Origin of the sequence: Sorangium sp. So ce204, from assembly GCF_051526795.1 — a bacterium.
In the GTDB taxonomy this organism is placed as follows: domain Bacteria; phylum Myxococcota_A; class Polyangia; order Polyangiales; family Polyangiaceae; genus Sorangium; species Sorangium cellulosum_B.
Window position 1 is genome coordinate 1 of record NZ_CP150317.1, and the last position, 23,266, is coordinate 23,266.

Genomic DNA, 23,266 nt, shown 5'->3' on the forward strand with positions numbered 1-23,266 from the left:
ATGACGATTCCGAAACACGAGCCGCGCGAGGTCTTCGATCGGGCGATCGAGCATACGCGGGCGCTTTCCCCGGCCACTTTCGATCAGTGGTTCGGGGGAGTTCAGTTCGATGATCTGACCGACGGCGTCCTGACGCTGCGTGTCCAGAACGAGTTCGTCCTCGAGTGGGTCAGGGACAATTTCCTGCCAGCGCTCACGGACAAGATCCGAGAGCTCACCGGCTGGTCGGTCCAGGTCGCGTGGACGGTGGATCAGAACCTCGACGCGCCCATTGCGCAGCGCGTGGAGCTCACCCCGGTGCGTCCGCGGGCGCTCGTCGTGCGTCCGACCAGCGCGGCGCCGGCGCCGGCGCCCCGCCCCGAGCCGACGCTCCGGCGCGTCCCGTCGATGCCGGACGACCTCAACCCGAAGCACACCTTCGCGAGCTTCGTCGTGGGCCCCTCGAACCAGCTGGCGCACGCGGCCGCGATCGCGGCCGCGGGCGGCGGGGGGCGCCGCTACAACCCGCTCTTCATCTGCGGCGGCACGGGGCTCGGCAAGACCCACCTCATGCACGCGATCGCGCACCGCGTCTTCGAGGGCAGGCCGGACGCGCGGATCATCTACGTCTCGGCCGAGAAGTTCACGAACGACTTCATCACGGCCATCCAGCACCACCGGATGGACGAGTTCCGCACGCGGTACAGGTCGAGCTGCGACGTGCTGCTCGTCGACGACATCCAGTTCCTGGCCGGACGCGAGCAGACGCAGGAGGAGTTCTTCCACACCTTCAACGCGCTCCACACGCTCGACCGGCAGATCGTGGTGACGAGCGACAAGTACCCCCAGAACCTCGAGCGCATGGAAGAGCGGCTCGTCTCGCGGTTCTCCTGGGGGCTCGTCGCCGACATCCAGGTGCCGGAGCTCGAGACGCGCGTCGCGATCGTGCGGAACAAGGCGGCGCTCGAGGGCATCGCGCTCACGGACGACGTGGCGCTCTACCTCGCGCAGATGGTCCGCTCCAACGTCCGCGAGCTCGAGGGGACGCTGATCCGGCTGGCGGCCAAGAGCTCGCTCACGGGCCGCCCCGTCGACCTCCCGTTCGCGCGCGCCGAGATCACGGCCACGTCGCCGCCGCGCGCGCAGATGATGAGCGTCGAGGACATCCAGCGCGCTGTGTGCCACCACTTCCACCTGCGCTCGATCGACCTCACCTCGAAGGACCGCCACAAGAGCGTGGCCTTCGCGCGCCACGTCGCGATGTACCTCTGCAAGCAGCGGCTGAAGTGCAGCTTCCCGGAGATCGGGCGCGCCTTCGGCAACCGCGATCACACGACGGTGATGAGCGCCGTCCGCAAGATCGAGGCGCAGCGCGACTCGGATCCGCAGGTCCGCGCCCACCTCGAGGCGCTCGAGAAGAAGCTCGCCGACGAGTGAACCGCGCGCGCGTGACGCGGGAGACGCGCGCGCGGGGTCAGAGCTCGGACAGCGCGGAGCGCGCGTCGTCCGCGACGAGCTTGTTGCCGTACGCGGACGCGAGATCGAGCACCTCGGCGAGCTCGCGCCGCGCCTCCTTGACCAGGCCCCGCTGCTTCAGGAGCGCGCCGAGCAGGTACCGGCTCTCGAGGGCGTCGGTGCGGTAGGAGCGCGCGTCGGCGTAGCGCGCGAGCTCGCGCAGGAGCTCGCCGGCGCCGGCCGCGCCGCTCAGCCCGTCCAGGTAGGCGAGGTGCGCGCGGTTGATGGAGGCGAGGCGCTCGTGGCCGCTCTCCTCGGCGAGCTCCTTCGACTCGGTGAGCGACGCGTAGGCGCGCGGCAGATCGCCGAGCCGCCGGCTCGCGTCGCCGAGGTTGTGCAGCGCGGCGGCCGTCTCGAAGCGCAGGCCCGCGGACCGGGCGAGGTCGACGGCGCGGGCGGAGCTCTGCACCGCCGCGTCGAAGTCGCGCAGGAACACGTGCACGAGGACGCGCTGCTTCTCGCGCTCGCTCGCCGCCGCGAGGTCGCCCGGATCGCCGAGCGCCTCCGCCCGATCGAGGGCGCGGAGCGCCGCCGCGATGTCGCCCGTCGCCGCGCGCGTCTGGGAGATCGCGAGCAAGAGCCTCGGATCGTCGATCGCGCCCGTCGCCTCGAGCTGCTCGACGGCGCGCTCCGCGCGCGCGAAGTCGCCGCTCCGGACGCCGATCTCCGTCTCGCACGCGAGCGCCTTGCGGCGGAGGTCCTCCCGATCGCCGGCGAGGGCGTAGGCCTCCTCGAGCCTCGCGTACGCGTCGGCGAAGAGATCCACCGCGCCGAGGGCGCGCGCCAGGTCGACGCGGGCCGAGAGCTTCTGCTCCGGCGCGCCGGCCTCGTCGATGCGCCGCAGCGCGCGGGCGGCGACGTCGGCGAGATCCGGCGCGGAGCGCACGCGCACGACGACGTCGGCGAGCGAGCCGAGCCACGCGGCGAGCTCCGCCGGCGAGCGGTGGGCGTGGTCGCCGAGATCGAGCGCCTGGAAGATGAGCCGGAGCGCCGGATCGAGCTGGCTCGCGCGGATCTTGTGGAGCGCCGCGCGCGCGTAGAACGTGGCGGCGCGGTCGCGATCGCCGGCCTGGTAGAAGTGCTGCCCGATGCGCTCGGCGTGCTCGGCGCCGTCCTCGCCGACGACGGCGACGTACGCCGCCGCGGCCGCGGCGTGCAGCTCCCGGCGGAGCTCCGGCGGGATCGCGTCGAGGACGATCTCCCCGTGCATGGGCGACGCGAAGCTCGCCTGCGCGGGGCCCTTGAGCCGCAAGAGGTCGCGGGTCGCGAGCCCGGAGATCGCGCGGTTCACGGCGGGGAGCTTCTGCTGGAGGAGCGCCGCGAGGACCTCGGTCGGCACCGGATCGCCGAGGATGGCCGCCGCCTGGAGCACGGCGCGGTCGCTCGGATCGAGCCGCCGCACCCGGGTCGCGATGAGCGTGCGCAGCGAGCGCGGCACCGCCGACGCGCCGTCGAGCCGCGCCTTCACGACGCCGCTGACGACGCTGAGCGCGCCGGAGTCGAGGAGCTCCTTGATGAGCTCCTCGAGGAAGAGCGGGTGGCCGCCCGCGCGCTCGCGGCAGAAGGCGACCACGTCGGGCGGCAGGAAGCTCGCGCCGATGCGCGCCGACATGAGGCGCGCGCCGTCGCTGTCCGAGAGCTCCCCGACCTTGAGCCGGTAGAAGTGGGGGTGCGCCTCGAGCAGCGGCGGCGGGTCGCTGCGCGTCGCCAGCATCAGCACGGCGCGGAGCCCGCCGGCGCGGCCCGCGGTGGCGAGCAGGGCCTCGGCGGTGAGCTGGTCCATCGCCTGCGCGTCGTCCCACGCGAAGCAGTGGAGGCGATCCTCGCAGAGGCTCTGCACCATGCGCGGGAACGCCGTGCGCAGGATCGCGGTCGTCCCCTGCGGCGCCCGCGTCTCGGCGAGCGCCGCGCCGAGCTGACCGAGCACGGCCGCGGACTCGTCGTCGCGCAGGCCGAGCGCCCGCAGCCGCGGCAGCACCGCGCGGATGCGCTCCTCGTCGTCGCCCTCCTGGATGCCGCAGAGCACCTGGAGCATCGCGGTGAGGCCGCTCCACGGGACGTCGGCGCCGTTGTGCGGGCACGAGGCGACGTAGACGCCGACGTTGTAGTCGCCCTTCGAGAGCCGCCGCTCCATCTCGGCGAGCAGCCGCGTCTTGCCGATGCCGCGCTCGCCCTGGATGACGACGATCTGCGCGCGCTTCCTCGTGGCGTCGGCCAGGATGTCGCCGAGCTGCTTGAGCTCGTCGCGGCGGCCGATGAAGCGGCCGTGCGCGCCGTCCGGGGGCTGCGCGGACGTGACGACGCGCCCCCCCTCGGGCGCTGTCCGGCCCGCGCCGGGCAGCTCCTCGGTCGCGAACGCGTTGCGGAGGACGCGCCCGGTGAGGTTCGACACGGCGACCTGGGACTCGGTCGCGCGGGCGAGCGCCTGGGCGGAGGCGATGAGCGAGGTGAGCCGCTCGTCGCGGATCGGGGCGCCGGCGCTGTCGACGAGGATGCGGGCGAGGTGGATGCCGGCGGAGACCGCGGCGCCCCCGCCGCGCGAGCGCAGGATCACGAGGGCGGCGCGCGCCGCGGCCTCCGTGTCGCGGCCGTCGGCGTCGCCGAGCCCGAAGACGGCGACGAGCTGCGACGCCTCCTGCTCGAGCAGCAGCGCGCCGTAGCGCGCCAGCACGTCGCGGGCGCGCGCCATGCGCCTCGCCGCGTCGTCCTCGGATCCCGTGAAGATGAGCACGAGCGCCGTGACCTCGCGCCGCTCGCCGAGCCCGCGCGCGGCCGGGCCGCTGTCGGCCTTCTCGAGCAGCTGGAGGAGCCCCGACGCCGAGCGGCTGCGCGTGCTCGTCGTGTGCGGCACCTCGACGGGCGTGCGCTCGTTGGCCCCGTTCGGCTCCTCCTGGAGCACGGCGCCCGCCTGGATCTCGGCGCTCTTCTCCTCGTGGAACGGCTCCAGGAAATCGGCGAGGTCGTTCGCCCCGAACCGCTCGGCCGTCGCGTAGAAGAAGCCGAGGAGCGCCTCGTGCAGCCGCCCGGCGTCGGGGAACCGATCCTCCGGGTCCCTCGCGAGCATCGTGCTCACGACGTCGACGAGCGACCGGGGCACGTCGGGGCGCACGAGCGCGAGCGGCGGATACTCGCTCGCCTGCAGCCGCCGCATGATCTCGAACGCCGTCGGCGCCGCGAACGGGTTCGACCCGGCGAGCATCTCGTAGAGCACCGTGCCGAGCGAGAAGAGATCGCTCCTGCCGTCGATCGCGCCGGCGCGCGACTGCTCGGGGCTCATGTAGGCGAGCTTCCCGCGGATCCTCCCTGCGCGGTTCTCGCCGACCTCCTCGTCGGTCATCGATTGCGTCGCCTTCGCGATGCCGAAGTCGGTGACCTTCACCTCGCCCTCCCAGGAGAGCAGGATGTTCTGCGGAGAGATGTCGCGGTGGACGATGCCGAGGGGGCGCGACTGCTCGTCGCGCCGCCGGTGCGCGTGATCGAGCGCCTTCGCGATCTCGGCCGTCATGAAGACGGCCATGGCGAGGGGGATCGGCTTCTTGGCCCTCCGGCAGCGGGCGAGGAGCGTCGCCAGGTCGAGCCCGGGGACGTACTCCATCGCGATGAAGTAGCTGGTCGGATCGCCGTTCGGATGGTCGACGCGGCCGAGGTCGAACACCTGCACGATGTTCGCGTGCGAGAGGCGCACGGCGAGCTTGGCCTCGTGCACGAACATGTCCACGAAGCGCCCCTGCTCGGCCAGCTTGGGGAGGATGCGCTTGATGACGAGGACCTTCTCGAACCCCTCGACGCCGAAGCTCTTCGCCTTGAAGACCTCGGCCATGCCGCCTTCGCCGAGGCGCTCGAGCAGGCGATACCGCCCGAAGGTCTCGCTCAGCATCGCCCCGCCCGCGCCCCGCGCAGCCTCGCGCCTCTGGCGCGCGCGGCGCTCCGGAGGGGACGGCCCGCGCTCGGCGCGCGAGCCGGCGCCGCCGCGTCGACTAGCCGCGCGTCATGTCTCGACGGCCTTGTTTGCGCCGGCGTCATCGTCCCCTCCATACATCGACTCCGCGATCCGGAACGCCGCCCCCTCGAGACGCGCGTACGCGTCGCGGAGCGCGTCGAGGTCGCCGCCGGCTTCGAGCAGCTTCCGCAGCGCCGCGCACTCGGCGTGGACCTCGCCGAGGAGCTCGGCGTCGAGCAGATCGCCGTAACCTTCGAGGGCCTGCTCGGTCGTGTAGACGAGGGTCTCGGCCTGGTTGCGGAGCTCGGCGAGATCGCGCCGGAGCGCGTCGGTCTCCTTGAACCGCTCGCCCTCCGAGACGAGCCGCTCGACCTCGTCCGGCGTGAGGCCGCTCGTGGGGGTCACCCGGATCTCCTGCACCCGCCCCGTCCCGAGATCCCGCGCCTCGACGCGGACGATCCCGTTCTCGTCGATGCGGAAGGTGACCTGGATCTTGGGCAGCCCGCGCGGCGCGGGGGGGATGCCGGTGAGCTCGAACCGGGCGAGGCTCCGGCAGTCCGCGGCCATCTCGCGCTCGCCCTGGAGCACGTGCACGGGGACGAAGCTCTGGTTGTCGACGCTCGTCGTGAAGATCTCGCTCCGCTCGGTGGGGATGGTCGTGTTCCGCGGGATGAGCTTGAAGCTCACGCCGCCGCCGGTCTCGACGCCGAGCGACAGCGGCGTCACGTCGAGGAGCAGCACCTCGTCCACCTGCCCGGAGAGCGCGGCGCCCTGCAGCGCGGCCCCGACCGCGACGACCTCGTCGGGGTTCACGCCCTTGTTCGGCTCCCGGCCGAAGAACTCGCGCACCGCCGCCTGCACCGCGGGCATCCGGGTCATGCCGCCGACGAGGACCACCGTGTTGACGGCGGAGACGGGGAGCTTGGCGTCCCCGAGCGTCGCGCGGCAGACGTCGATGGTCCGCCGGATGAGGCCCTCGCAGAGCATCTCGAGCTCGTTGCGCCGCATCGTCCGCTCGAGGTGGAGCGGCCCGCCGCCCGGGCCGACGGCGATGAAGGGGATGTTGATCTCGGTCTCGAGCGACGACGAGAGCTCGTGCTTCGCCTTCTCGGCCGCCTCCTTGAGCCGCTGCAGCGCCATGCGGTCCCGGCGCAGATCGATGCGACTCTTGCCCTCGAACTCGTCGGCGAGCAGGTCGATGATCCGCTGGTCGAAGTCCTCGCCGCCGAGGTGCGTGTCGCCGCCGGTCGCCTTGACGCTGAAGACCCCGCTCGCGATCTCGAGGATCGAGATGTCGAACGTGCCTCCGCCGAGATCGTAGACCGCGATCGTCTCGGCCTTCACCTTGTCGAGGCCGTAGGCGAGCGCCGCGGCGGTCGGCTCGTTGATGATCCGGCGCACGTCCAGCCCGGCGATCCGCCCTGCGTCCTTCGTCGCCTGTCGCTGCGCGTCGTCGAAGTAGGCGGGGACGGTGACCACCGCCTCCGTCACGGGCTCGCCGAGGAACCGCTCGGCGACCTGCTTCATCTGGCCGAGGATCACCGCGGAGATCTCGGGCGGCGAGTAGTTGCGCCCCTTGACCTCGACCCACGCGTCGCTGTTCGGCGCCTCGACGATCTTGTAGGGGGCGAGGCTGATCTGCTTGCTGACCTCGGGCGCGGTGAACTTGCGGCCCATCAGCCGCTTCACCGCGTAGATGGTGTTCTGCGGGTTCGTGACCGCCTGGCGGCGCGCGACCTGCCCGACCAGGCGCTCACCGCTCGCGGGAAAGCCGACCACGGACGGCGTGGTGCGCGCGCCCTCGGCGTTCGGGATCACCCGAACGTCGTTGGCCGAGGCGACGCCTGCCCCTTCGACGACAGCCACGCACGAGTTCGTCGTCCCGAGATCGATGCCGATCACCTTCCCCATATGCGGCGAAAGATACTACAGGCCTGGATGCTCGCCGGGTGGGGAGACGACCTGGGCGCCCGCGATATTTGGGGAGATCGTGCGGCGAGGTAGCGGGGCACGGCAGATCCCGGACACGATCACCGCCAGGATGCGCACCGTGCCGGAGGTGTGCGCCGAGGGAGCCGGCGCGACGCCGCGCGGAGGATCAGTTCGCCGCGGGCGCCGGCTCGGCGGGCGAGCCCTTCGAGACGACGACCATGGCCGCGCGGATCAGGTAATCGCCCAGCATGTATCCCGGCTGGACCTCCGCGATCACGACGCCGGCGGGGTGCTCGGTCGAGTCGAGCTGCTGGATGGCCTCGTGCACGCTGGGATCGAAGGGCTTGCCGACCGCGGCGATGCGCTTGATGCCCATGCGCTCCAGCGTGTCGACGAACTGCTTCGTCACGATCCGGACGCCCTCGGCGACCGATTTCACGTCCGGCGCGCTCTCGGCGTGGCTGGCGGCGCGCTCGAGGTTGTCGAAGACCGGGAGCAGATCCTTCAGGATCGCCTCGCGGCCGCGGCGCTGCGCCTCTTCGACCTCGCGCCGGGAGCGCTTACGGAAGTTGTCGAAATCCGCGGCGGTGCGCAGCAGCTGCTCGCGCATCCGCGCGGCCTCGGCCTGCGCCTCGCCTAGCTTGTCTTCGGGGGTGGAGGCCTGCTGCTCCGCGGCCTCTGCGCGCTCCGCGTGCGCCTCTGCCGTCTCCCCCGTGTTCTGGTTCGACCCATTTTGTTCCGAATCGCTCATAGGACGGCGGCACTATAACCAGCCGCGATCCGCTGGCAATCGCCAGGCCCATGGTCGGTCCGGAGGCGAGCGCCGCAGGCGAGCGCCGCCGCCCGAGCGCGCCGGCGCTCGCCGCCGTGCCGGCCCAGGACGCCCGCGGGGGGGAGGCGCGCGGGCGCTCCGGCCGCGCTCCGGCCGCGCTCCGGATGCTCAGATTGCCCGGGTCTCCACGATCCGCTGCGGGCGCTGCATCGAGCGTTTGCTCCGACCCCCCGCCCGGCGTTAGATCGCCCCCCATGAGCATCGCCACAAACCCCGCCGCCGAACCTCCTCCGGCGAACGCCTCGACGCCGGCCAGCGCGCCGCTCCTCGCGGCGCAGAAGCACCTGCTCGGCAACTACCGCCAGCCGCCGTTCGTCCTCGACCGCGGCAGGGGGTGCGAGCTCTTCGACACGGAGGGGCGCCGGTACCTTGACATGTGCGCGGGGGTGGCGGTGGCTTCGCTCGGGCACGCTCACCCGCGGCTCGTGGCGACCATCGCCGAGCAGGCGGGTCGCCTGATGCACGTCTCCAACTATTTCTTCAACGCCGAGAACCTCCGCCTCGCCGAGGAGCTCTGCGCGAAGACCGGCTTCGACCGCGCCTTCTTCTGCAACTCGGGCGCGGAGGCGAACGAGGCGATGCTCAAGCTCGCGCGCCGCCATTTCTTCAACCGGGGCGAGGAGGGGCGCTACCGGATCATCGCGTTCGACAACGCGTTTCACGGCCGCACCCTCGGCGCGGTCGCCCTGACCGGGACGCCGAAGTACCGCGAGGGCTTCGGCCCTTCGCTCGACGGCGTCACGCACGTGCCGTACGGAGACGCGGCGGCGGTGCGCGCGGCCATGGGCCCGGACGTCGCGGGGATCCTCGTGGAGCCGGTGCAAGGGGAGGGCGGCGTGCTGCCGGCCCCGGCCGGCTTCCTCGCCGAGCTGCGGCGCATCGCCGACGAGCACGGCGCGCTGCTGCTCACCGACGAGGTGCAGACCGGCATCGGGCGCACGGGGCACTGGCTCGGCGCGATGTACGACGGCGTCCAGGCGGACGCCGCGGCGCTCGCGAAGGGGCTCGGCGGTGGGTTCCCGGTCGGCGCGCTGGTGCTGCGGGAGCGGCTCAACGGCGCGCTGCCCCCGGGCTCGCACGGCTCGACCTACGGCGGCAACGCGCTCGCCTCCGCCACGGCGCGCACGGTGCTCGCGGTCATCGAGGAAGAGAAGCTGTGCGAGGCCGCCGTGAAGCGCGGCGAGCAGCTCGGCCGCGGCCTCGCCGCGATCGCCGCGCGGCTGCCGGGCGTGTGCCTCGGCGAGCGCGGGCGCGGGTTGCTCCGCGGGCTCATCCTCGCGCCGACCGTCGACGCGCGGGCCGCCCTCGGCCGCGCGCGCGATCGGGGCGTGCTGCTCACGATCGCTGGCAGCAGCGTGCTCCGGTTCACGCCGCCCCTGATCGTCAGCGAGGCGCAGATCGACGAGGCGCTGGCCGAGGTCGAGGCCGCGCTCTCCGAGACGCCGGCTGCAGGTTGAGGTGGTCGCATCGCGCGCCGCGGGTCCCGCCGTCGCACCCGTCCCGTGCTCGGGCTGCAGCAAGCTGATCGATCCCCTGCGCGCGGGGCAGGTGGCGATCTTCGACCAGCGCTTCCATTACTTCTGCAACGCGCGGTGCCGCCACGCCTTCCTCGGTGAAGCGCCGCCTGCGCCGGGGGACGGCCGGCCTGCGGGCCTCGCGGCGTCGGGCGCGCCCTTCGCCGGCCCTCCTCCCCGGGGGCTCCCGTCGGGCGCGCCGCCCGGCGCCGGCGGGCACCACGCCTCCACCCCGCGCACCCCGCGCGCGGAGCCCGCGCGGGCGAGCGCCGACGAGGGCGCGGCGCGCGTCGCGGACCTCGACGCGCCGATCGTGGACGCGTTCCCCCCCGTGTCGCTCGACGAGAAGCTCCCCGATCTGCCCGTCCTCGACGACGATCGCGCGCTGCTCGAGCCCATCGGGAACACCATCCTGAGCGAGGAGCCGCAGCGCTACGACGCGGTCGAGGCGCGGGACATCGGCGCGCTCCTGCTCGTGCTCGCGATCATCGCGGGGACGCTGGCCGTCGCGCTCACCCTCGCCGGGGACGCGAAGCTCGTCATCGGCGCGCGGATCGTGCTCGCCACGGTGAGCGCCGGGATGCTCCTCGGCCGCGCGGCCACGACCGCGCGCGACGCCACCGATCCGCACCCTGCGCCGATGCTCGCCCCCGTCCTTGGCGGGCTCGTCGCCGCCGTCTGGGCCCTCTTCGGTCAGGACCGCGCCCTCGCGGCCGAGGCCGCGTCGCTCGCCGGCGTGATCGCCACCGCCAGCGCGATCAGCGCGTGGCTCATCGAGAGCGCACGACACCGCGTGTTCGCGGAGCGGGCGTGGATCGGATCCGTGCTCTCGACCCCGGCGCGCCGGCCGCCTTCCGCGTGGGCGCAGGGCCAGGCGCCCGCCGACCGCGCCCCTCAGCGCGGCGGCGACGGCGGTCCTGTCGAGGGCGCCGGGGATGAGCTCCACGAGCTGCGACCGGGCGAGGGCGTCCAGGTCGACGCGGGGGAGATCGTCCCCGTCGACCTCGTCGTCACGGGCGGCGACGTCGAGGTGCTCCCCTGGATCGGCGCGACCACGCCGACCCGCCGCCGCGACGGCGACCCGGTCGTCGCCGGGGCCACCGTGGTCCGGGGTCGCCTCGTCGGCGCGTGCACCTTCTCCGGGGGCGATCGCGCGGTCGCGCGCGTCCTGCTCGACGCCCGCCGGCGCGCGGACGCCCTCGCGCCCATCGCGCAGGCCTCCCGCGCGCTGACCGAGCGCTGGGCGATCGGCGCCGCGGCGATCGGCGCGCTCTCCGCCTTCGTCGCCGGACGCGCTCCGGTCGAGATCGCGATGACCGCGGCCGCCGTGCTCGCCGCGCTGTCCACGGCGATCACGGCCTCCATCGCCTCGGTGCACGTCGCGCGGGGCATCTTGCTCGGGCTCCGCCGGGGCATCGTCTACAAGAGCGCCGACGCCTGGGATCGCGCAGGGAAGACCTCGGTCGCCGTGTTCTGCGCCCGCGGCACGCTGCTGCTCGGCGAGCCCGAGCTCGCGGAGCTGGAGGCGACCGGCCAGAAGCTCAAGCCGAGCGACGTGCTCGCGCTCGCGGCCGGGGCGGAGCGCACCGAGGAGCACCCCGTCGCGACGGCCATCGTCCGCGCCGCGCGCGCGCGCGGCTTGCGGCCCGACGGCGTGCGCAACCCCAACTTCCACCCCGGCCTCGGCGTGACGGCCGTCACCTCGTCCGGCGAGGAGCTCTGCGTCGGCAACCGCGCGCTCATGCTCGAGCAGCGGATCTCGATCGCCGCGGCCGAGAGCCGCGTCGCCGAGCTCGAGGCGCTGGGGCGCACGGTGGTCCTCGTCGCTGTCGGCGCTCGCCTCGTCGGCATCATCGGCCTGCAGGACGGGCTGCGCCCCGGCGCGCGGGCCGCCATCCAGCACCTGCTCGACGCGCAGATCGAGCCCGTGCTGATGTCGGGCGACGCGCGCGAGACGTGCGAGGCGATCGGCCGCTCGCTCGACATCGATCACATCCGCCCCGAGATCCTCCCCGCGGATCGCGGCACGGAGGTGCGTCGCCTGATCGACGCGGGCACGAGCGTCGCCGTCCTCGGCCACGCGGGCGTCGACGACGCCGCGCTCGGCGCCGCGGACGTCTCCGTGGCGCTCGGCGCCGCCGGCTCGGCGCCCGCCGACTTCTCCACGGTCCTCGCGTCGGACGACGTCCGCGACGCCGCGCTCTCCCTCGCGCTCGCGCACCGCACGCGCCTCGAGGCGCGCGTCGGGCTCGCGCTCAGCGTCGCCCCGGCGCTCGTCGGCGCCGCGGTCATCGCCGCGTTCGTGCTCCCGCCGGCCTACGCGCCCATCGCCTCGCTGCTCGGCGGCGTCATGGCCGTCGTCCACGCCCGCGCGCTCGACGCGAAGAGCTGAGCGCCGGGCGCGCTCTCGCCGGCGCGGGGCTCCTCGCCGCGCCGGGGCGGGCTACGAGACGTCGGGCGTCGTGTCCTTGGCGTCGCGGCAGTCCGCGCAGACGCCGTACATCTCGTGCTTGTGCCAGGTCACCTCGAAGCCGTACTTCGCGGCGATCTCTTCCTGGAGCGCCTCGATCCGCGGCTCCTCGAACTCGATGATCTTCCCGCAGTTGACGCAGATCAGGTGGTCGTGGTGCGCGCTGGCGTCGTCCGCCAGCTCGTAGCGGCTCAGGCCGTCCCCGAACCGGCGCTCGGAGGCGACGCCGCACTCCGCGAGCAGCTTGAGCGTGCGGTACACCGTCGCGTACCCGATGCCTCGGTCGTGCGCGCGCACCTCCGCGAGCAGGTCCTCGATGGTCATGTGCGGGGCGCCGGAGAAGAACGTGTCGACGATCAGCCGGCGCTGCGCGGTCGATCTCAGCCCCTTCTTCGCCATGTACGCCTGGAGGCGAGCGCGGAGCCGGTCGAGGGCAATCTGGTCCACGTGGCTGGCGCCGCTCCCCTCTCTCTCCATGACGGCCATGGCAAGTTTATCCCGTTCGCGGCGAACCGCGTCAAGGCCGGTGACCGAGCCCACGTGGCGCGACCTCGCCGACGCTGCCTGTGCCCCGCCCGTCGGCGCTACTCGCCGACCTGCGCCATGTAGCTGATCTGGGCCGCCGAACCTCCGAGGGGGCTGAGCAGCGTGATGGGAGGCGCGACCAGGCCGGCCGCCGCCGTGTTGTCGATGACGACGTAGTAGAGGCCCGGGCGCAGCGCGTACCGGCGGGTCTCGATGATCCCGGGCTGGAGAGGGCCGCCTGCCTGCACCGGGCCTGGCGGGGGTCCGAGCGGCTTGCCGGTCTGGTACGCCTCGCGCCACGCGTCGCCGGTGGGTTTGTCGACGATCATGAGGTCCACGGGCGCGCCCTGCGCGCTGACCTTGAGGTAGAGCGCCTGGTCCGGGTCGGCGATCTCGAACGGCCCGAGGTAGTCGCGCTGGTTCGCGTACACCTCGACGGTCTCGTTCGCGAACGTGTACCGCTCCTCGTCCTCCGCCTCGAACGGGTGGTGCGGTCGCTGGGGCGGCATGAGGATCCCCAGCGTGAAGTCCTTCCCTGTCTCCTCGTTGTAGAGGACGGTGAACCCGCGGGTCAGCTCGCCAGCGACGATCTGGTTGCCGAGCAGGTTGGCGAGCCCTCCGAACGGCGGGACGTTGGCCATCACGTCGATGACCGGGTTCTCGACGTAGCCCAGCTGGAAGCTCGGGCCTTGCACGATCCGGTTCAGCCGTCCCCACACGTAGACGTTGTCGTCCGCGATCTGGAAGTCGGGTCGGTACTCGACGGACGTCGTGAGCGAGAAGCCCACCCGCTTGGCCGGCTGCATGTAGCCGTAGCCCGTGCCGGCGATGTGGACGGTGATCGTCTGGGCCGCGTCGTTGACGTCGTACGAGCACTGCATCGGGAAGAACCGCCCCATGGACGCCGATCGGTCCTGCAGGCGCAGCGAGACCCCGCTCTTCAGCATCTCGGGGCAGATCTTGCTGGCGCCGAAGTTCGAGAACAGAAACCAGCGGAGGGCGGGGCTCGCGTTCACGGGGCCGCTGACGCAGGGGCAGCCGACGAACGTGAACGACAGCGCGACAGCGGCGAGCGCCAGCGCGGCGGACGCGCGGGAGAGCGGGGGTCTTCGTGCGGGCACGCGGGCTAACATAGCGGGTCGACCTCGGAGGGAGAGCGGGTTTGCGCGCGGGGGGACGGCCCCTCCCGGATCAGCGCACGAGATGCCATTGGACGCCGGGGGTCACCTCGAGATGCAGGTGATTTTTGTGCGCCCGGTCGTAGTTGGGCGTGAGGATCGACGTGAAGATGTGCTGGTCCAGGGCCTCGCACACGATGGATCGCAGCTCTCGCGCCGCCGCGTCCGCTGGAGGGCCGCTGCCCGCCCCCTTGCCGGCCCGGCGGGGCCGCCCGGTCGGGCCGGCGCCCTCGCCGCAGACCGGCGCGCCGCGCCTGCCGACGAAGTCGCGCTCCACCTCGAGCCAGTCCTCCGCGAACCCGCCGCCGACGCGCTCCTTGATGAACCTGTAGGGGTCGATCGCGAGCCCGCCGGGGTGCCTCGTGGCGAGCCTGCCCTCGGGCCACATCCTGGCCGGAGGCCGCCAGGCCGAGAACATCAGCACCTCGTCGATGTCGTGCGCGCGGAGGATCCGGCTGAAGTCCGAGAGCGCGAGCGCGAGGCGGCAGTCGAAGACGTCGTGCGGGTTTCCCGCGCGTTGATGGGCCGGCAGCGCCGTCCGGTAGAGGACCCCGCCGACCCCCTGCATCAACCGCACCGGAGCGAGCACGCCCGGCGCGCGCTGCACCGGCTGGAACGCGATCTTCCGCTGCGTGAGCGCCGCACGGCATTGCTCCGCGCTCATGGCCGCGTAGCGCGCCGACGGGTGCTTCGCCCAGTCCTGGTGGTACCTGACCTTCGGCTTGCCCTGCGCGCTCGGCGCGGCGGCGAGGGGGCCGAGCGCGAGGGCGAGCGCGCAGGCAGCGGCGGCGTGGCGTGCAGGCGGCATCGTTGCGGTACATCCTCGTGCGAAGCAAGGCAGGCCGACCCTCTCGGGGGGCCAAGTGATCACGTGCACGTGTATCGAGGTGATCGAGATGATCGAGGTGGCCGAGTGGCCGGCCGCGCCGCCATCCGGCGGAGCGGGGCCCCCCGTGCGCGGGGTGGCTGCTGCCCGATCCTACCGCGACATTTGACCGGGCCGCGCGATCCCCTCAAAATGGGTCGCATGCGTGTCCGTGGGTCAAGCGCCCGCACGCGCAGCTTGACGTACGGGAGCGAAGGTCCGGCCCGCATGGCTTCCCGGTCCGGGCGGTCCCTGTCCAGGTAGCCACGGCGGCGCGCTTGTACGCTGCATGCAACTGACATGGGTGATCTTTCCAACCGAGCTCGAAAGATCCTTTTCGCCGCGGTCACCGAGTTCATTGCAACGGGCGACCCAGTTGGCAGCAGGACGCTCGCCCGGAAGTACGGGCTGGATCTCTCGGCTGCGTCGATCCGCAACGTGCTCGCCGACCTCGAGGAGGCCGGGTACCTCCACCAGCCGCACACCTCTGCCGGGCGGATCCCGACCGACCGCGCGCTCCGGCTGTTCATCGACGCGCTCGTCGAGCTCCGGTCGCTGTCGCCCGAGCAGCAGGCCGAGCTGAGCGCCAGGTTCACCGAGATCTACGCGGGGGCGAACGATCCGCTCCGCGAGACCGGGCGCTACCTCTCGGAGCTGTCCGGCGCCGCGGCGGTCGTCGCGGCGCCGCGGGCGGAGCTCCGCGCCCTCGCCCAGCTGCGCTTCATCCCGACCAAGCCCGGGCAGCTGCTCGCGGTGCTCGTCTTCACCGACGGCTCGGTCGCGAACCGCTTCATCTCGGCCGACGAGACGATCAACGAGGGCGAGCTCACCCGGATCCACAACCTGCTCACCGACGTCATCGAGGGGCGCACCCTGGGCGAGATCCGGGACCTGTTCGCCCGCCGCCTCGCGGACGAGCGCCTCCAGATCGACGCGCTGAGGCGCCGCGCCTTCGAGCTCGGCAGCAAGGCGACGGCCGACGTGACCCCGCGGAGCGAGGTCGTCATCGAGGGGCAGAACCGCCTGATCGATCTGCCCGAGTACGCCGACGTCGACCGGCTCAAGAAGCTGATGAAGGCGCTCGAGGAGCGCGAGGAGCTCGTCGATCTGCTCGACCGGACGCTCGCCGCCGGCGCGGGCGAGGTCACCGTGTTCGTCGGCAGCGAGGCGGGCGACCTTGGCGGAGGCCAGCTCAGCCTCGTCGCCGCGCCGTACATGGAGAACGGCCGCGTCGCCGGGACCGTGGGCGTGCTCGGCCCGACGCGGATGGACTACGCGAAGGTCATGCCGCTCGTCGACGCCACGGCCGCGGCGATGACCGAGGTCCGCGGCAAGGTCAAGTAGCGCCCTTCCGCTGCGGCGCGCGGAGCCGCTCGAGCACGTCGTCGAAGTCCGGGGGCGGCGGCGCCTGGAAGCGCATCGGCCGGTCGTCGGCCGGGTGGTCGAAGCCGAGCTCGGCCGCGTGGAGCATCAGCCGCGCGGCCGGGACCCTCGTGCCTCGGTAATTCCGCACGTAGACGGTCTCGCCGACGAGCGGGTGCCCGGCCTCCGCGAGGTGGATGCGGATCTGGTGCGTGCGTCCCGTCTCGAGCCGGCATGCGACGAGCGTCACGCCCCCGGCGCCGGCCCCCTCCGGCGGCCCTCGGAGCACCTCGATCGGCTCCACGTGCGTCACCGCGAGCTGCCCCTCGCGCCGCCCGTCTCGCGCCGAGCCGCGCAGCCCGTCGCCCCGATCCTCGACGAGGTAGCTGCGGTAGGTGCCGCGCGGGACGGCGCCGTGCGCGAGCGCCAGGTACTGCCGGTGCATCGCGCGGACGCGGAGCTGCTGCGCGAGGTGCTTCTTCGCGGCGAGCGTCCGCGCGAAGACCAGCAGCCCGCTCGTCCCCTTGTCGAGGCGCTGCACAACGCCGAGCGGCGCGCGCCCGCGCAGGCGGTCGCGCCTGGCCAGCACCTCGCGCACCAGCGCGTCGAGGGTCGCGGCCTGCTCCGCGGGGGCCTCGTCGCCGTACGGGATGGTGCTCACCCCGGCGGGCTTGTTCACCACGACGACGCTCGCGTCCGCGTAGACCACGAGCTCGCCCTCGAGCTTGCGCCGCCGCACCGTCTCGGGCCTCGGCGCGTGCAGGCGGACCTCGATCAGCTCCCCGCCGAGCACCCGCCGGCGGGCGCTCGTCGCCACCGCGCTCCCGACCAGCACCTTGCCGGTCTCGATCAACCGGCGCGCGTCGGACCACGAGACCTCGGCCAGCGCACGGACGGCCCCGTCCAGCGGGCGCCGATCCAGCTCGGCGGGCACCGTCCAGCGGCCATCCTGCGGAGGCCGCACCTGGGCGGCCGGGTGGACGCCGGTCGTTTCGGCGGATTTGTCTTCGTGGCTCGGCGGAGTGGCGGGTCGGAGCGGACGCATGTAGAGCTCACCGGGGCGCCTCGGCTCCGCCCACCAGCGTGGGACCGGGCTCTACCGGCGCGGAAAAACGCGCCTCCGCGGGGCCCGCGGGGGCGAATTACACCGCGAATGTTGACACATCGCGCGACGGGGGCCGAAGATATCCAGAGCCGTCATCGCTTTCTCGCCATCTGAGAGGAGACCCGTTCGTGGCCAGCACCCTTCTCGCCGTAGACGACAGCGTGACCATGCGCAAAGTGCTCGAAATCACCTTTGCGGGTCAGGATTTCCGCGTCGTGACGGCGAGCAGCGCCGACGCTGCGCTGCAGAAGCTCAAGAGCGATAAACCCGACCTGGTGATCGCCGACGTCACGCTCGAGCCGAAGAACGGCTACGAGCTGTGCAAGGCGATCAAGCAGGCCTCACCGGCGACGCCCGTCCTGATCCTGTCGTCCAAGCAGAACCCGTTCGACCCCGCGAAGGGATCGGGCGCGCAAGCGGACGATCACATGGACAAGCCGTTCGACACCCAGCAGATGATCGACAAGGTCAAGAAGCTGCTGGCGTCGCGCGGCGAAGCGAAGCCCGCCGCCGCCGCTGCGGCCCCTGCCGCCGCGGCGTCCGCGCCCGCGCGCTCTCCTGCGGCGCAGCCCGCGGCCGCCGCGCAGCCCGCGGCCGCCGCGCAGCAGGCGGCCGCCGCGCAGCAGGCGGCAGCGAGCCCGCTCCAGCGCGCGAAGACCCTCATCTACACGCCCAACGCGCCGGCCACGAGCGCTGCGCCGGCCCAGGCCTCGGTCAAGACGGCGCCGGGCGGCTCGGCGAACGTGCCGGTCACGACGACGATGGCCTTCTCGCCGACGCCGGTGTCCGGCGTGCCGAAGACCGCGACGGGGCCTGCCGCCGTCGCCGCGACCGCCTCCGCGCAGGTCAACGGCCAGATGGCGAGCAAGCTCGAGGGCCTCGGCCTCACCTCCGAGCAGGTGGAGGCCGTGATGGCGCTGTCCCGCGACGTCGTGGAGCGCGTCGTGTGGGAGGTCGTGCCGGTGCTCGCCGAGACGATCATCAAGGAAGAGATCGCGCGCCTGACGAAGTAGGCCGCCCACCGCGGCCCCTGCCTGGCCGTGGCTGCTTTGTCCGGCGACCTGGAGTTGCTACGCCAGGGCCGCGCCTCGCTCCGCGGTCGGCGCAGCCATGAACGACACACACGACAAACGCAGCGGTGCGCCCGCGGACGCCCGCGACGGGACGGCCGCGGGCGATCTGGAGAGCTCAAGCGCTCCTGAGCCACGCGCGCCTTCCGCCGGTGACGGGTTGGCAGAGAGCGACGGCATGGTCGGGATGGCCGGGGCCGCGGCCGACGCCGAGGAGGCTCGCCTCGTGCCGCAGGGCAACCCGCTCCGCTGGCGTGGCGCTGCCGTGTCCGCCGCGGGCGCCCTCCTCACGTTCGTCGTGATGGCGCTCGCGCCTCAGCTGCGCTGGGGTGTCCCGATCGGCGCGCTCGGCGTCGCGATCGCGGCGATCGGCCTGCTCGATCTGCTCGGCACGTTCGACGATCCCCCCGAGCGCGTCGCCACGCGCGTCGGGATCCGCGACCTCCTCGGCCCGCTCGCGCTGCTCGGGGGTGGGCTCGTCGCGCTCTTCGTCCTGATCACGCTGAGCGTCGCGGGCTTCTTCTCGCCGAGCCCACCCTCGTCGGACGGCGCGCCGACGCTGCTCTCGCTGGCGGTGCCCGCCGTCGCCGTCCCTGCCGCGTTTCTCACGGCGGTCATCGGCGCGTTCCGGTTCGGCGAGCGCCTCGGCCCCTGCCGCGTCGACGAGGCGGGAGCTCCGCGCCCCCTCGGCCGGCGGCACGGCTTCTGGCTCGTCGCCGTCGTCACGCTGCTCTACCTGCCCATGCTCGGGAGCCACTCGCTCGCCGATCCCTGGGAGACGCACTACGGCGAGGTCGCGCGCGAGATCCTGGCCAGGAACGACTGGATCTCGCTCTGGTGGGCGCAGGACGGCTGGTTCTGGTCGAAGCCGGTGCTCGACTTCTGGATGCAGGCGCTCGCGATGGCCGCGTTCGGCGTCCGCTACCGCTCGGGCGAGATGCTCTCGGCGGCGGCCGAGGGGCGCGCCCCGTGGCCCGAGTGGGCCGTCAGGCTCCCCGTCTTCGCGCTGACGCTCATCGCCGTCTATCTCCTCTACAAGGCCGTCTCGCGGATCTTCAGCCGCCGCGCGGGGCTGCTCGCGGGGCTCGTCCTCGCCACGATGCCGCAGTGGTTCCTGGTCTCCCACCAGACCATGACCGACATGCCGTTCGTCGCGACGATGGCCGCGGCGATGGCGCTCCTGCTGCTCGGCATCCACACCGACGACGCGGAGGAGGCGCGCGTCTACGAGGTGGATCTCGGCCCGCTCAAGGTGGGCCTCTCGGCCTATCACCTCGTGCTCGGGGCGATCCTCGCCTGCGCGCTGCCGCAGATCCTCTACCTGCTGTCGCGTCACGTCGAGATCGGCCTTTCGCCCTTCGGCCTCCACTTCCGCGGCGACGTCTTCAGCTCGGGCTCACCGGGAAACTGCGGTCTCCCTGGCAACGAGGCCTGCCGGTCGGTGCTGCCCGTGCTCCCCGGCCTTCAGCCTGCGCTCCAGGCGCTCGTCTGGGCGCAGACGCTCGGGATCGTCCTGTACGCCAGCTGGGGCGAGCGGCGCGTCCAGCGGCTCCTCTTCCTCTCGGCGTGGTTCTTCGCTGCCCTGTCCACGATGGCCAAGGGCCCGGCGGGCTTCGGGCTCCCGGTGCTCTGCGCGCTCGGCTACGTCGTCGTCTCCCGCCGGTACCGCGACGTGCTCAAGATGGAGATCCCCGTCGGGCTGCTCGTGCTCGCGTGCGTCGCGTTGCCCTGGTTTGTCGCGATGTACGCGCGGCACGGCCAGCCGTTCACCGACAGGCTCCTGTTCCACGACATGTTCAAGCGCGCCTTCACCCACGTCCACGACACGAACGAGGGCGACGACGTGAGCTTCCGCTATTACGTGTGGCAGCTCGGCTACGCGATGTTCCCGTGGACCGGGCTCGTGCCCGCGTCGCTCGTGTGGTGGCTCAGGCGGCGCGAGGGGGCCGCGCCCGGGGAGCGCGGCTCGGCCGACGTCCGCCAGGGCGACGCCTCGGTGTTCCTGGCGATGTGGTTCCTCTTCGGCTTCGCGCTGTTCTCGCTGATGCTGACGAAGTTCCATCACTACATCCTGCCGGCCGTCCCGCCGGCGGCGATGCTCACGGGGATCCTGCTCGACGACATGCTGCGCCTCGACGGCCGCGCGGGAGGGCTCGCGCGCCGCTCGATCGGCGCCTCCTCGCCGGCGCTGTCGGCGCGCTCCACCGCGGTGGTCAGCTACGAGCGCGCGATGCTCGGCGCCGTCGCGCTCGGCGCTGCGCTGCTCGTGTTCCTCGTCGGGCGCGATCTCGCGATGGTGCGCGAGGGACAGCCGAGCCAGGCCAGGCTGCTGCACCTGTTCACGTACAATTACAAGCGCCCCTGGCCGCAGTCGCTCGACTTCTCCGCGACCCTGTGGGCCTTCACCGCCGCCGCGGCTGCCCTGTGCTTGCTGCTGATGGTCGCGCGCTGGCGCCGCCTGGTCGTCTACGCGCTCCTCTCGCTCGCCGTCGTGTTCACGGCGTGGGGCATCGACGTGTACTTCGTGCGGACGTCGCCTCACTGGGGGCAACGCGAGACGTTGCTCGCCTACGTGCGCGCGAATCAGCAGATCCCGGGGCCGCTCGTCGCTTACCAGCTGAACTGGAAGGGCGAGAACTTCTATGCCGGCAACCGGCTGGCGGCCTTCGTGTCGAGCGGCAAGAAGTTCCAGGATTACATCAACGAGCAGAAGAAGAAGGGCGTGAAGACCTTCTACTTCGTCACCGAGCATGGACGCACGGGCTCCTTGTCGAACGAGCTCGGCAGCCCTCGCATCTTCGAGAAGCTCACGTCCATCGAGCTCAACAACAAGTTCCTCGTGGTGCGAGCGACGTTCGAGTGAGCCGAACGGCACCGGAGGGCGCTCATCTCACAAGCGCTGTCCGGCTGTGACGCTGCACGCCCGCTCCGGCCCGGGGAAGGGCGCTGTCGATGTCCGACGGTAAGGCTGAATCAGGCGTGTCCTTGCATCTCTGTCGCCGTGGCGGCGCAGCAGCGCAAGGAGACTCCTGCTGGGACGTCCTAAGTACCTGAATCGACTTGAAGAGTTCGCAGGCACGCGCCCTGCTCTCCGCTGGGATCGAGCGTCGCGGCGGAGACCTTCCCCCCCCAGGTCCGCTGCGACGCTCTCTTTATTTCCGCAGCTGCGCCGGCCGCACATCGTGCGACCAGCTCATTCGCTCCTGGCGCCCCCAGGGGCAGCTTGCAATGCAGTGAAATGTCGATCCAGCGCGTCCAGGAGACCTGCTGTGGTGCTCACCTCGGCGGTCACGCCGATCCGGAGCCCCCGCTTCTCGGCGGTCGCGGTCGTGATCGGCCCGATGCTCGCGAGGAGCACGCGCTCGAGGCGCGCTGCGGCGCCCTCGCCGAGGAGATCGCAGAGGCTATCGACGGTGCTGCTCGAGGTGAGCAGCACGACGTCGATCGCGCCCGCCGAGAGCGCCCGGAGCAGCTCTTCGCGGCGACCGGCCGACGCAGGGCGGGTCTCGTAGACAGGCACGACATCGACCTCGCAACCGGCGGCGCGGAGGCGCTCGGGGAGCACCTCGCGGGCGACCAGCGCGCGCGCGAGGAGCACGCGGACTCGAGGGGACGCGGCCCGGCGTCCGGCCAGCGCGGGGTCGGCGAGGATGGCATCCGCGAGCTCCTCGCCGCGGAACTCCCGCGGGACGATGTCGGCGCGGACGCCGCGCGCGGCGAGCGCGGCGGCGGTCCCGGCGCCGATCGCGGCGAGGCGCGCAGGGCCGAAGGCGCGCGCGTCCAGGCCGAGCCGCTCCATCTCCTTGAAGAAGCAGGCCACCCCGTTCTCGCTCGTGAAGACGACGGCGTCGTAACCGGAGACGCCGCGGACAGCCTCGGTGATGCGCCCGGGGTCGGGGGGAGGGTGGATCTCGATGGTCGGGAGCTCCACCGCCTCGCCGCCGCGGAGGCGCACGAGCCTCGACGTCGAGCGCGCCTGGTGGCGCGGCCGGGTCACGAGCACGCGCTTGCCGAAGAGCGGCTTCCGATCGAACCAGCGGAGCGTGTCGCGCAGGCCGGTGACGGCGCCGACGACGATGACCGCGGGGCTCTCGATCCCTGCCTCCTTCACGCGGCGAGGCAGGTCGTCGAGGCGGCTGGAGACGACGCGCTGGTCGGCCCGCGTCCCCCACTGGATCGCCGCCGCCGGCGTCGCGGGATCGCGGCGCCCCGGCCCCATCAGGCCCTCGACCACCGCGTCGAGGGCCTGCATGCCCATCAGGACGCAAATGGTCCCGCGGACGGAGGCGAGCTCGCTCCAGTCGAAGGATCTGCCAGCCCGGGTGACGCCGCTGACGATCATCACGCTGGAGGCGATGTGCCGGTGCGTCAGCGAGATGCCGGCGTAGGCCGTCGCGCCGAGCGGAGAGCAGACGCCCGGCACCACCTCGAACGGCACCCCGGCCCGCGCGAGCGCCTCCGCCTCCTCCGAGCCACGCCCGAAGAGGAACGGATCGCCGCCCTTCAAGCGGACGACGCTGCGGCCCGCGAGGCCGAGCGCGACGAGCTCCGCGTCGATCTCCGCCTGCTTCGCGTCCTTCACCACCCGATCGCCGCCGCGCTTGCCGACCGAGCGCACGTCGGCGCCCTCCCGCACGCGGTCGAGCAGCGCGGGGTGGACGAGCTCGTCGTGCAGGACGACGTCGGCCGTGGCGAGGAGCTCTGCGCCGCGCAACGTGAGGAGCCCCGGATCCCCCGGGCCGGCGCCGACCAGGTACACGACGCCTGGCCTGGCCGCCGCGCCCGGCGCTCCGTCGTTCATTGCCCCCGCGGCCGCCGCGCCGGGGCCCTCCTCGGAAGGATTGTTACGCCTCGGAAACACAGTCAAACTCCCGTCATTCTCTCGTTCATGCATGGCAGACGTTGATTGTCATAGCGATTCTGCAGTGATGTTGACCCGGTGCGTTATGGGATTAGAATCGCATCCGGTCGATTCAACG

The 23,266-nt window shown here is 72.6% G+C and carries 14 protein-coding genes; 6 read left to right on the forward strand and 8 right to left on the reverse strand.

The features are described 5' to 3' along the window. A complete protein-coding gene (gene dnaA / locus WMF22_RS00005; RefSeq protein WP_438034439.1) occupies window positions 1–1,416 on the forward strand; it encodes a chromosomal replication initiator protein DnaA in 1,416 nt (471 codons plus the stop codon). Between the two features lie 37 nt (window positions 1,417–1,453). Here the strand turns inward: dnaA and WMF22_RS00010 are convergent, their stop codons facing one another. The 3 genes from WMF22_RS00010 to grpE all read right to left on the reverse strand — a co-directional run bounded on the left by WMF22_RS00010 (window position 1,454) and on the right by grpE (window position 8,117). Further along, complete coding sequence (locus WMF22_RS00010) at window positions 1,454–5,371, reverse strand: serine/threonine-protein kinase (RefSeq protein ID WP_437297065.1); 3,918 nt, start codon at window positions 5,369–5,371, stop codon at window positions 1,454–1,456. 111 nt (window positions 5,372–5,482) lie between these two features. Further along, on the reverse strand, window positions 5,483–7,345 hold the full coding sequence (dnaK, locus tag WMF22_RS00015; RefSeq protein ID WP_012232637.1) for a molecular chaperone DnaK: 1,863 nt from the start codon (window positions 7,343–7,345) through the stop codon (window positions 5,483–5,485). A gap of 187 nt (window positions 7,346–7,532) precedes the next feature. Beyond that, on the reverse strand, window positions 7,533–8,117 hold the full coding sequence (gene grpE, locus WMF22_RS00020; protein WP_437297066.1) for a nucleotide exchange factor GrpE: 585 nt from the start codon (window positions 8,115–8,117) through the stop codon (window positions 7,533–7,535). Between the two features lie 275 nt (window positions 8,118–8,392). Between grpE and WMF22_RS00025 the strand changes: the two genes are divergently transcribed. After that, window positions 8,393–9,655 carry an aspartate aminotransferase family protein gene (locus WMF22_RS00025; RefSeq protein ID WP_438034440.1) on the forward strand — a complete coding sequence of 421 codons (1,263 nt, stop codon included), beginning with the start codon at window positions 8,393–8,395 and terminating at the stop codon, window positions 9,653–9,655. Window position 9,656: 1 nt separating this feature from the next. Beyond that, window positions 9,657–12,104: an HAD family hydrolase gene (locus tag WMF22_RS00030; protein ID WP_437297068.1), complete on the forward strand. Its 2,448-nt coding sequence runs from the start codon at window positions 9,657–9,659 to the stop codon at window positions 12,102–12,104. A 51-nt stretch (window positions 12,105–12,155) separates the two neighbouring features. Here the strand turns inward: WMF22_RS00030 and WMF22_RS00035 are convergent, their stop codons facing one another. The 3 genes from WMF22_RS00035 to WMF22_RS00045 all read right to left on the reverse strand — a co-directional run bounded on the left by WMF22_RS00035 (window position 12,156) and on the right by WMF22_RS00045 (window position 14,693). Next, entirely contained in the window at window positions 12,156–12,668 is a 513-nt protein-coding gene (locus WMF22_RS00035; RefSeq protein ID WP_080598730.1) for a Fur family transcriptional regulator, read from the reverse strand. Window positions 12,669–12,766: 98 nt separating this feature from the next. Next, on the reverse strand, window positions 12,767–13,828 hold the full coding sequence (locus tag WMF22_RS00040) for a hypothetical protein (protein WP_437297069.1): 1,062 nt from the start codon (window positions 13,826–13,828) through the stop codon (window positions 12,767–12,769). Window positions 13,829–13,898: 70 nt separating this feature from the next. Next, entirely contained in the window at window positions 13,899–14,693 is a 795-nt protein-coding gene (locus WMF22_RS00045; RefSeq protein WP_437297070.1) for a hypothetical protein, read from the reverse strand. Between the two features lie 357 nt (window positions 14,694–15,050). Here WMF22_RS00045 and hrcA point away from each other — a divergent pair, with 357 nt between their 5' ends. Then, a complete protein-coding gene (gene hrcA, locus WMF22_RS00050) occupies window positions 15,051–16,094 on the forward strand; it encodes a heat-inducible transcriptional repressor HrcA (RefSeq protein ID WP_438034441.1) in 1,044 nt (347 codons plus the stop codon). Here the strand turns inward: hrcA and WMF22_RS00055 are convergent. Next, a complete protein-coding gene (locus tag WMF22_RS00055) occupies window positions 16,087–17,046 on the reverse strand; it encodes an RluA family pseudouridine synthase (protein WP_438034442.1) in 960 nt (319 codons plus the stop codon). The genes hrcA and WMF22_RS00055 overlap by 8 nt on opposite strands. Before the next feature lie 299 nt (window positions 17,047–17,345). On the opposite strand from WMF22_RS00055, the gene WMF22_RS00060 reads away from it, so the two are divergent. Together WMF22_RS00060 and WMF22_RS00065 are read left to right on the forward strand one after the other, a co-directional pair. After that, entirely contained in the window at window positions 17,346–18,230 is an 885-nt protein-coding gene (locus WMF22_RS00060; RefSeq protein ID WP_438034443.1) for a response regulator transcription factor, read from the forward strand. 97 nt (window positions 18,231–18,327) lie between these two features. After that, window positions 18,328–21,150 (forward strand): ArnT family glycosyltransferase, encoded by a 2,823-nt coding sequence (locus tag WMF22_RS00065; protein ID WP_438034444.1) that lies wholly within the window; start codon window positions 18,328–18,330, stop codon window positions 21,148–21,150. A 330-nt stretch (window positions 21,151–21,480) separates the two neighbouring features. Here WMF22_RS00065 and cobA read toward each other — a convergent pair whose 3' ends face one another. Further along, complete coding sequence (gene cobA / locus WMF22_RS00070; RefSeq protein ID WP_438034445.1) at window positions 21,481–23,088, reverse strand: uroporphyrinogen-III C-methyltransferase; 1,608 nt, start codon at window positions 23,086–23,088, stop codon at window positions 21,481–21,483. Between the last annotated feature and the right edge of the window lie 178 nt (window positions 23,089–23,266).

Coding starts and splice junctions, on each gene's coding strand:
- cobA (WP_438034445.1), bottom strand. CDS start 23,088: ATGAACGACGGAGCGCCGGGCGCGGCGGCCAGGCCAGGCGTCGTGTAC.
- WMF22_RS00065 (WP_438034444.1), top strand. CDS start 18,328: ATGAACGACACACACGACAAACGCAGCGGTGCGCCCGCGGACGCCCGC.
- WMF22_RS00025 (WP_438034440.1), top strand. CDS start 8,393: ATGAGCATCGCCACAAACCCCGCCGCCGAACCTCCTCCGGCGAACGCC.
- WMF22_RS00010 (WP_437297065.1), bottom strand. CDS start 5,371: ATGCTGAGCGAGACCTTCGGGCGGTATCGCCTGCTCGAGCGCCTCGGC.
- hrcA (WP_438034441.1), top strand. CDS start 15,051: ATGGGTGATCTTTCCAACCGAGCTCGAAAGATCCTTTTCGCCGCGGTC.
- WMF22_RS00035 (WP_080598730.1), bottom strand. CDS start 12,668: ATGGCCGTCATGGAGAGAGAGGGGAGCGGCGCCAGCCACGTGGACCAG.
- dnaK (WP_012232637.1), bottom strand. CDS start 7,345: ATGGGGAAGGTGATCGGCATCGATCTCGGGACGACGAACTCGTGCGTG.
- grpE (WP_437297066.1), bottom strand. CDS start 8,117: ATGAGCGATTCGGAACAAAATGGGTCGAACCAGAACACGGGGGAGACG.
- WMF22_RS00045 (WP_437297070.1), bottom strand. CDS start 14,693: ATGCCGCCTGCACGCCACGCCGCCGCTGCCTGCGCGCTCGCCCTCGCG.
- dnaA (WP_438034439.1), top strand. CDS start 1: ATGACGATTCCGAAACACGAGCCGCGCGAGGTCTTCGATCGGGCGATC.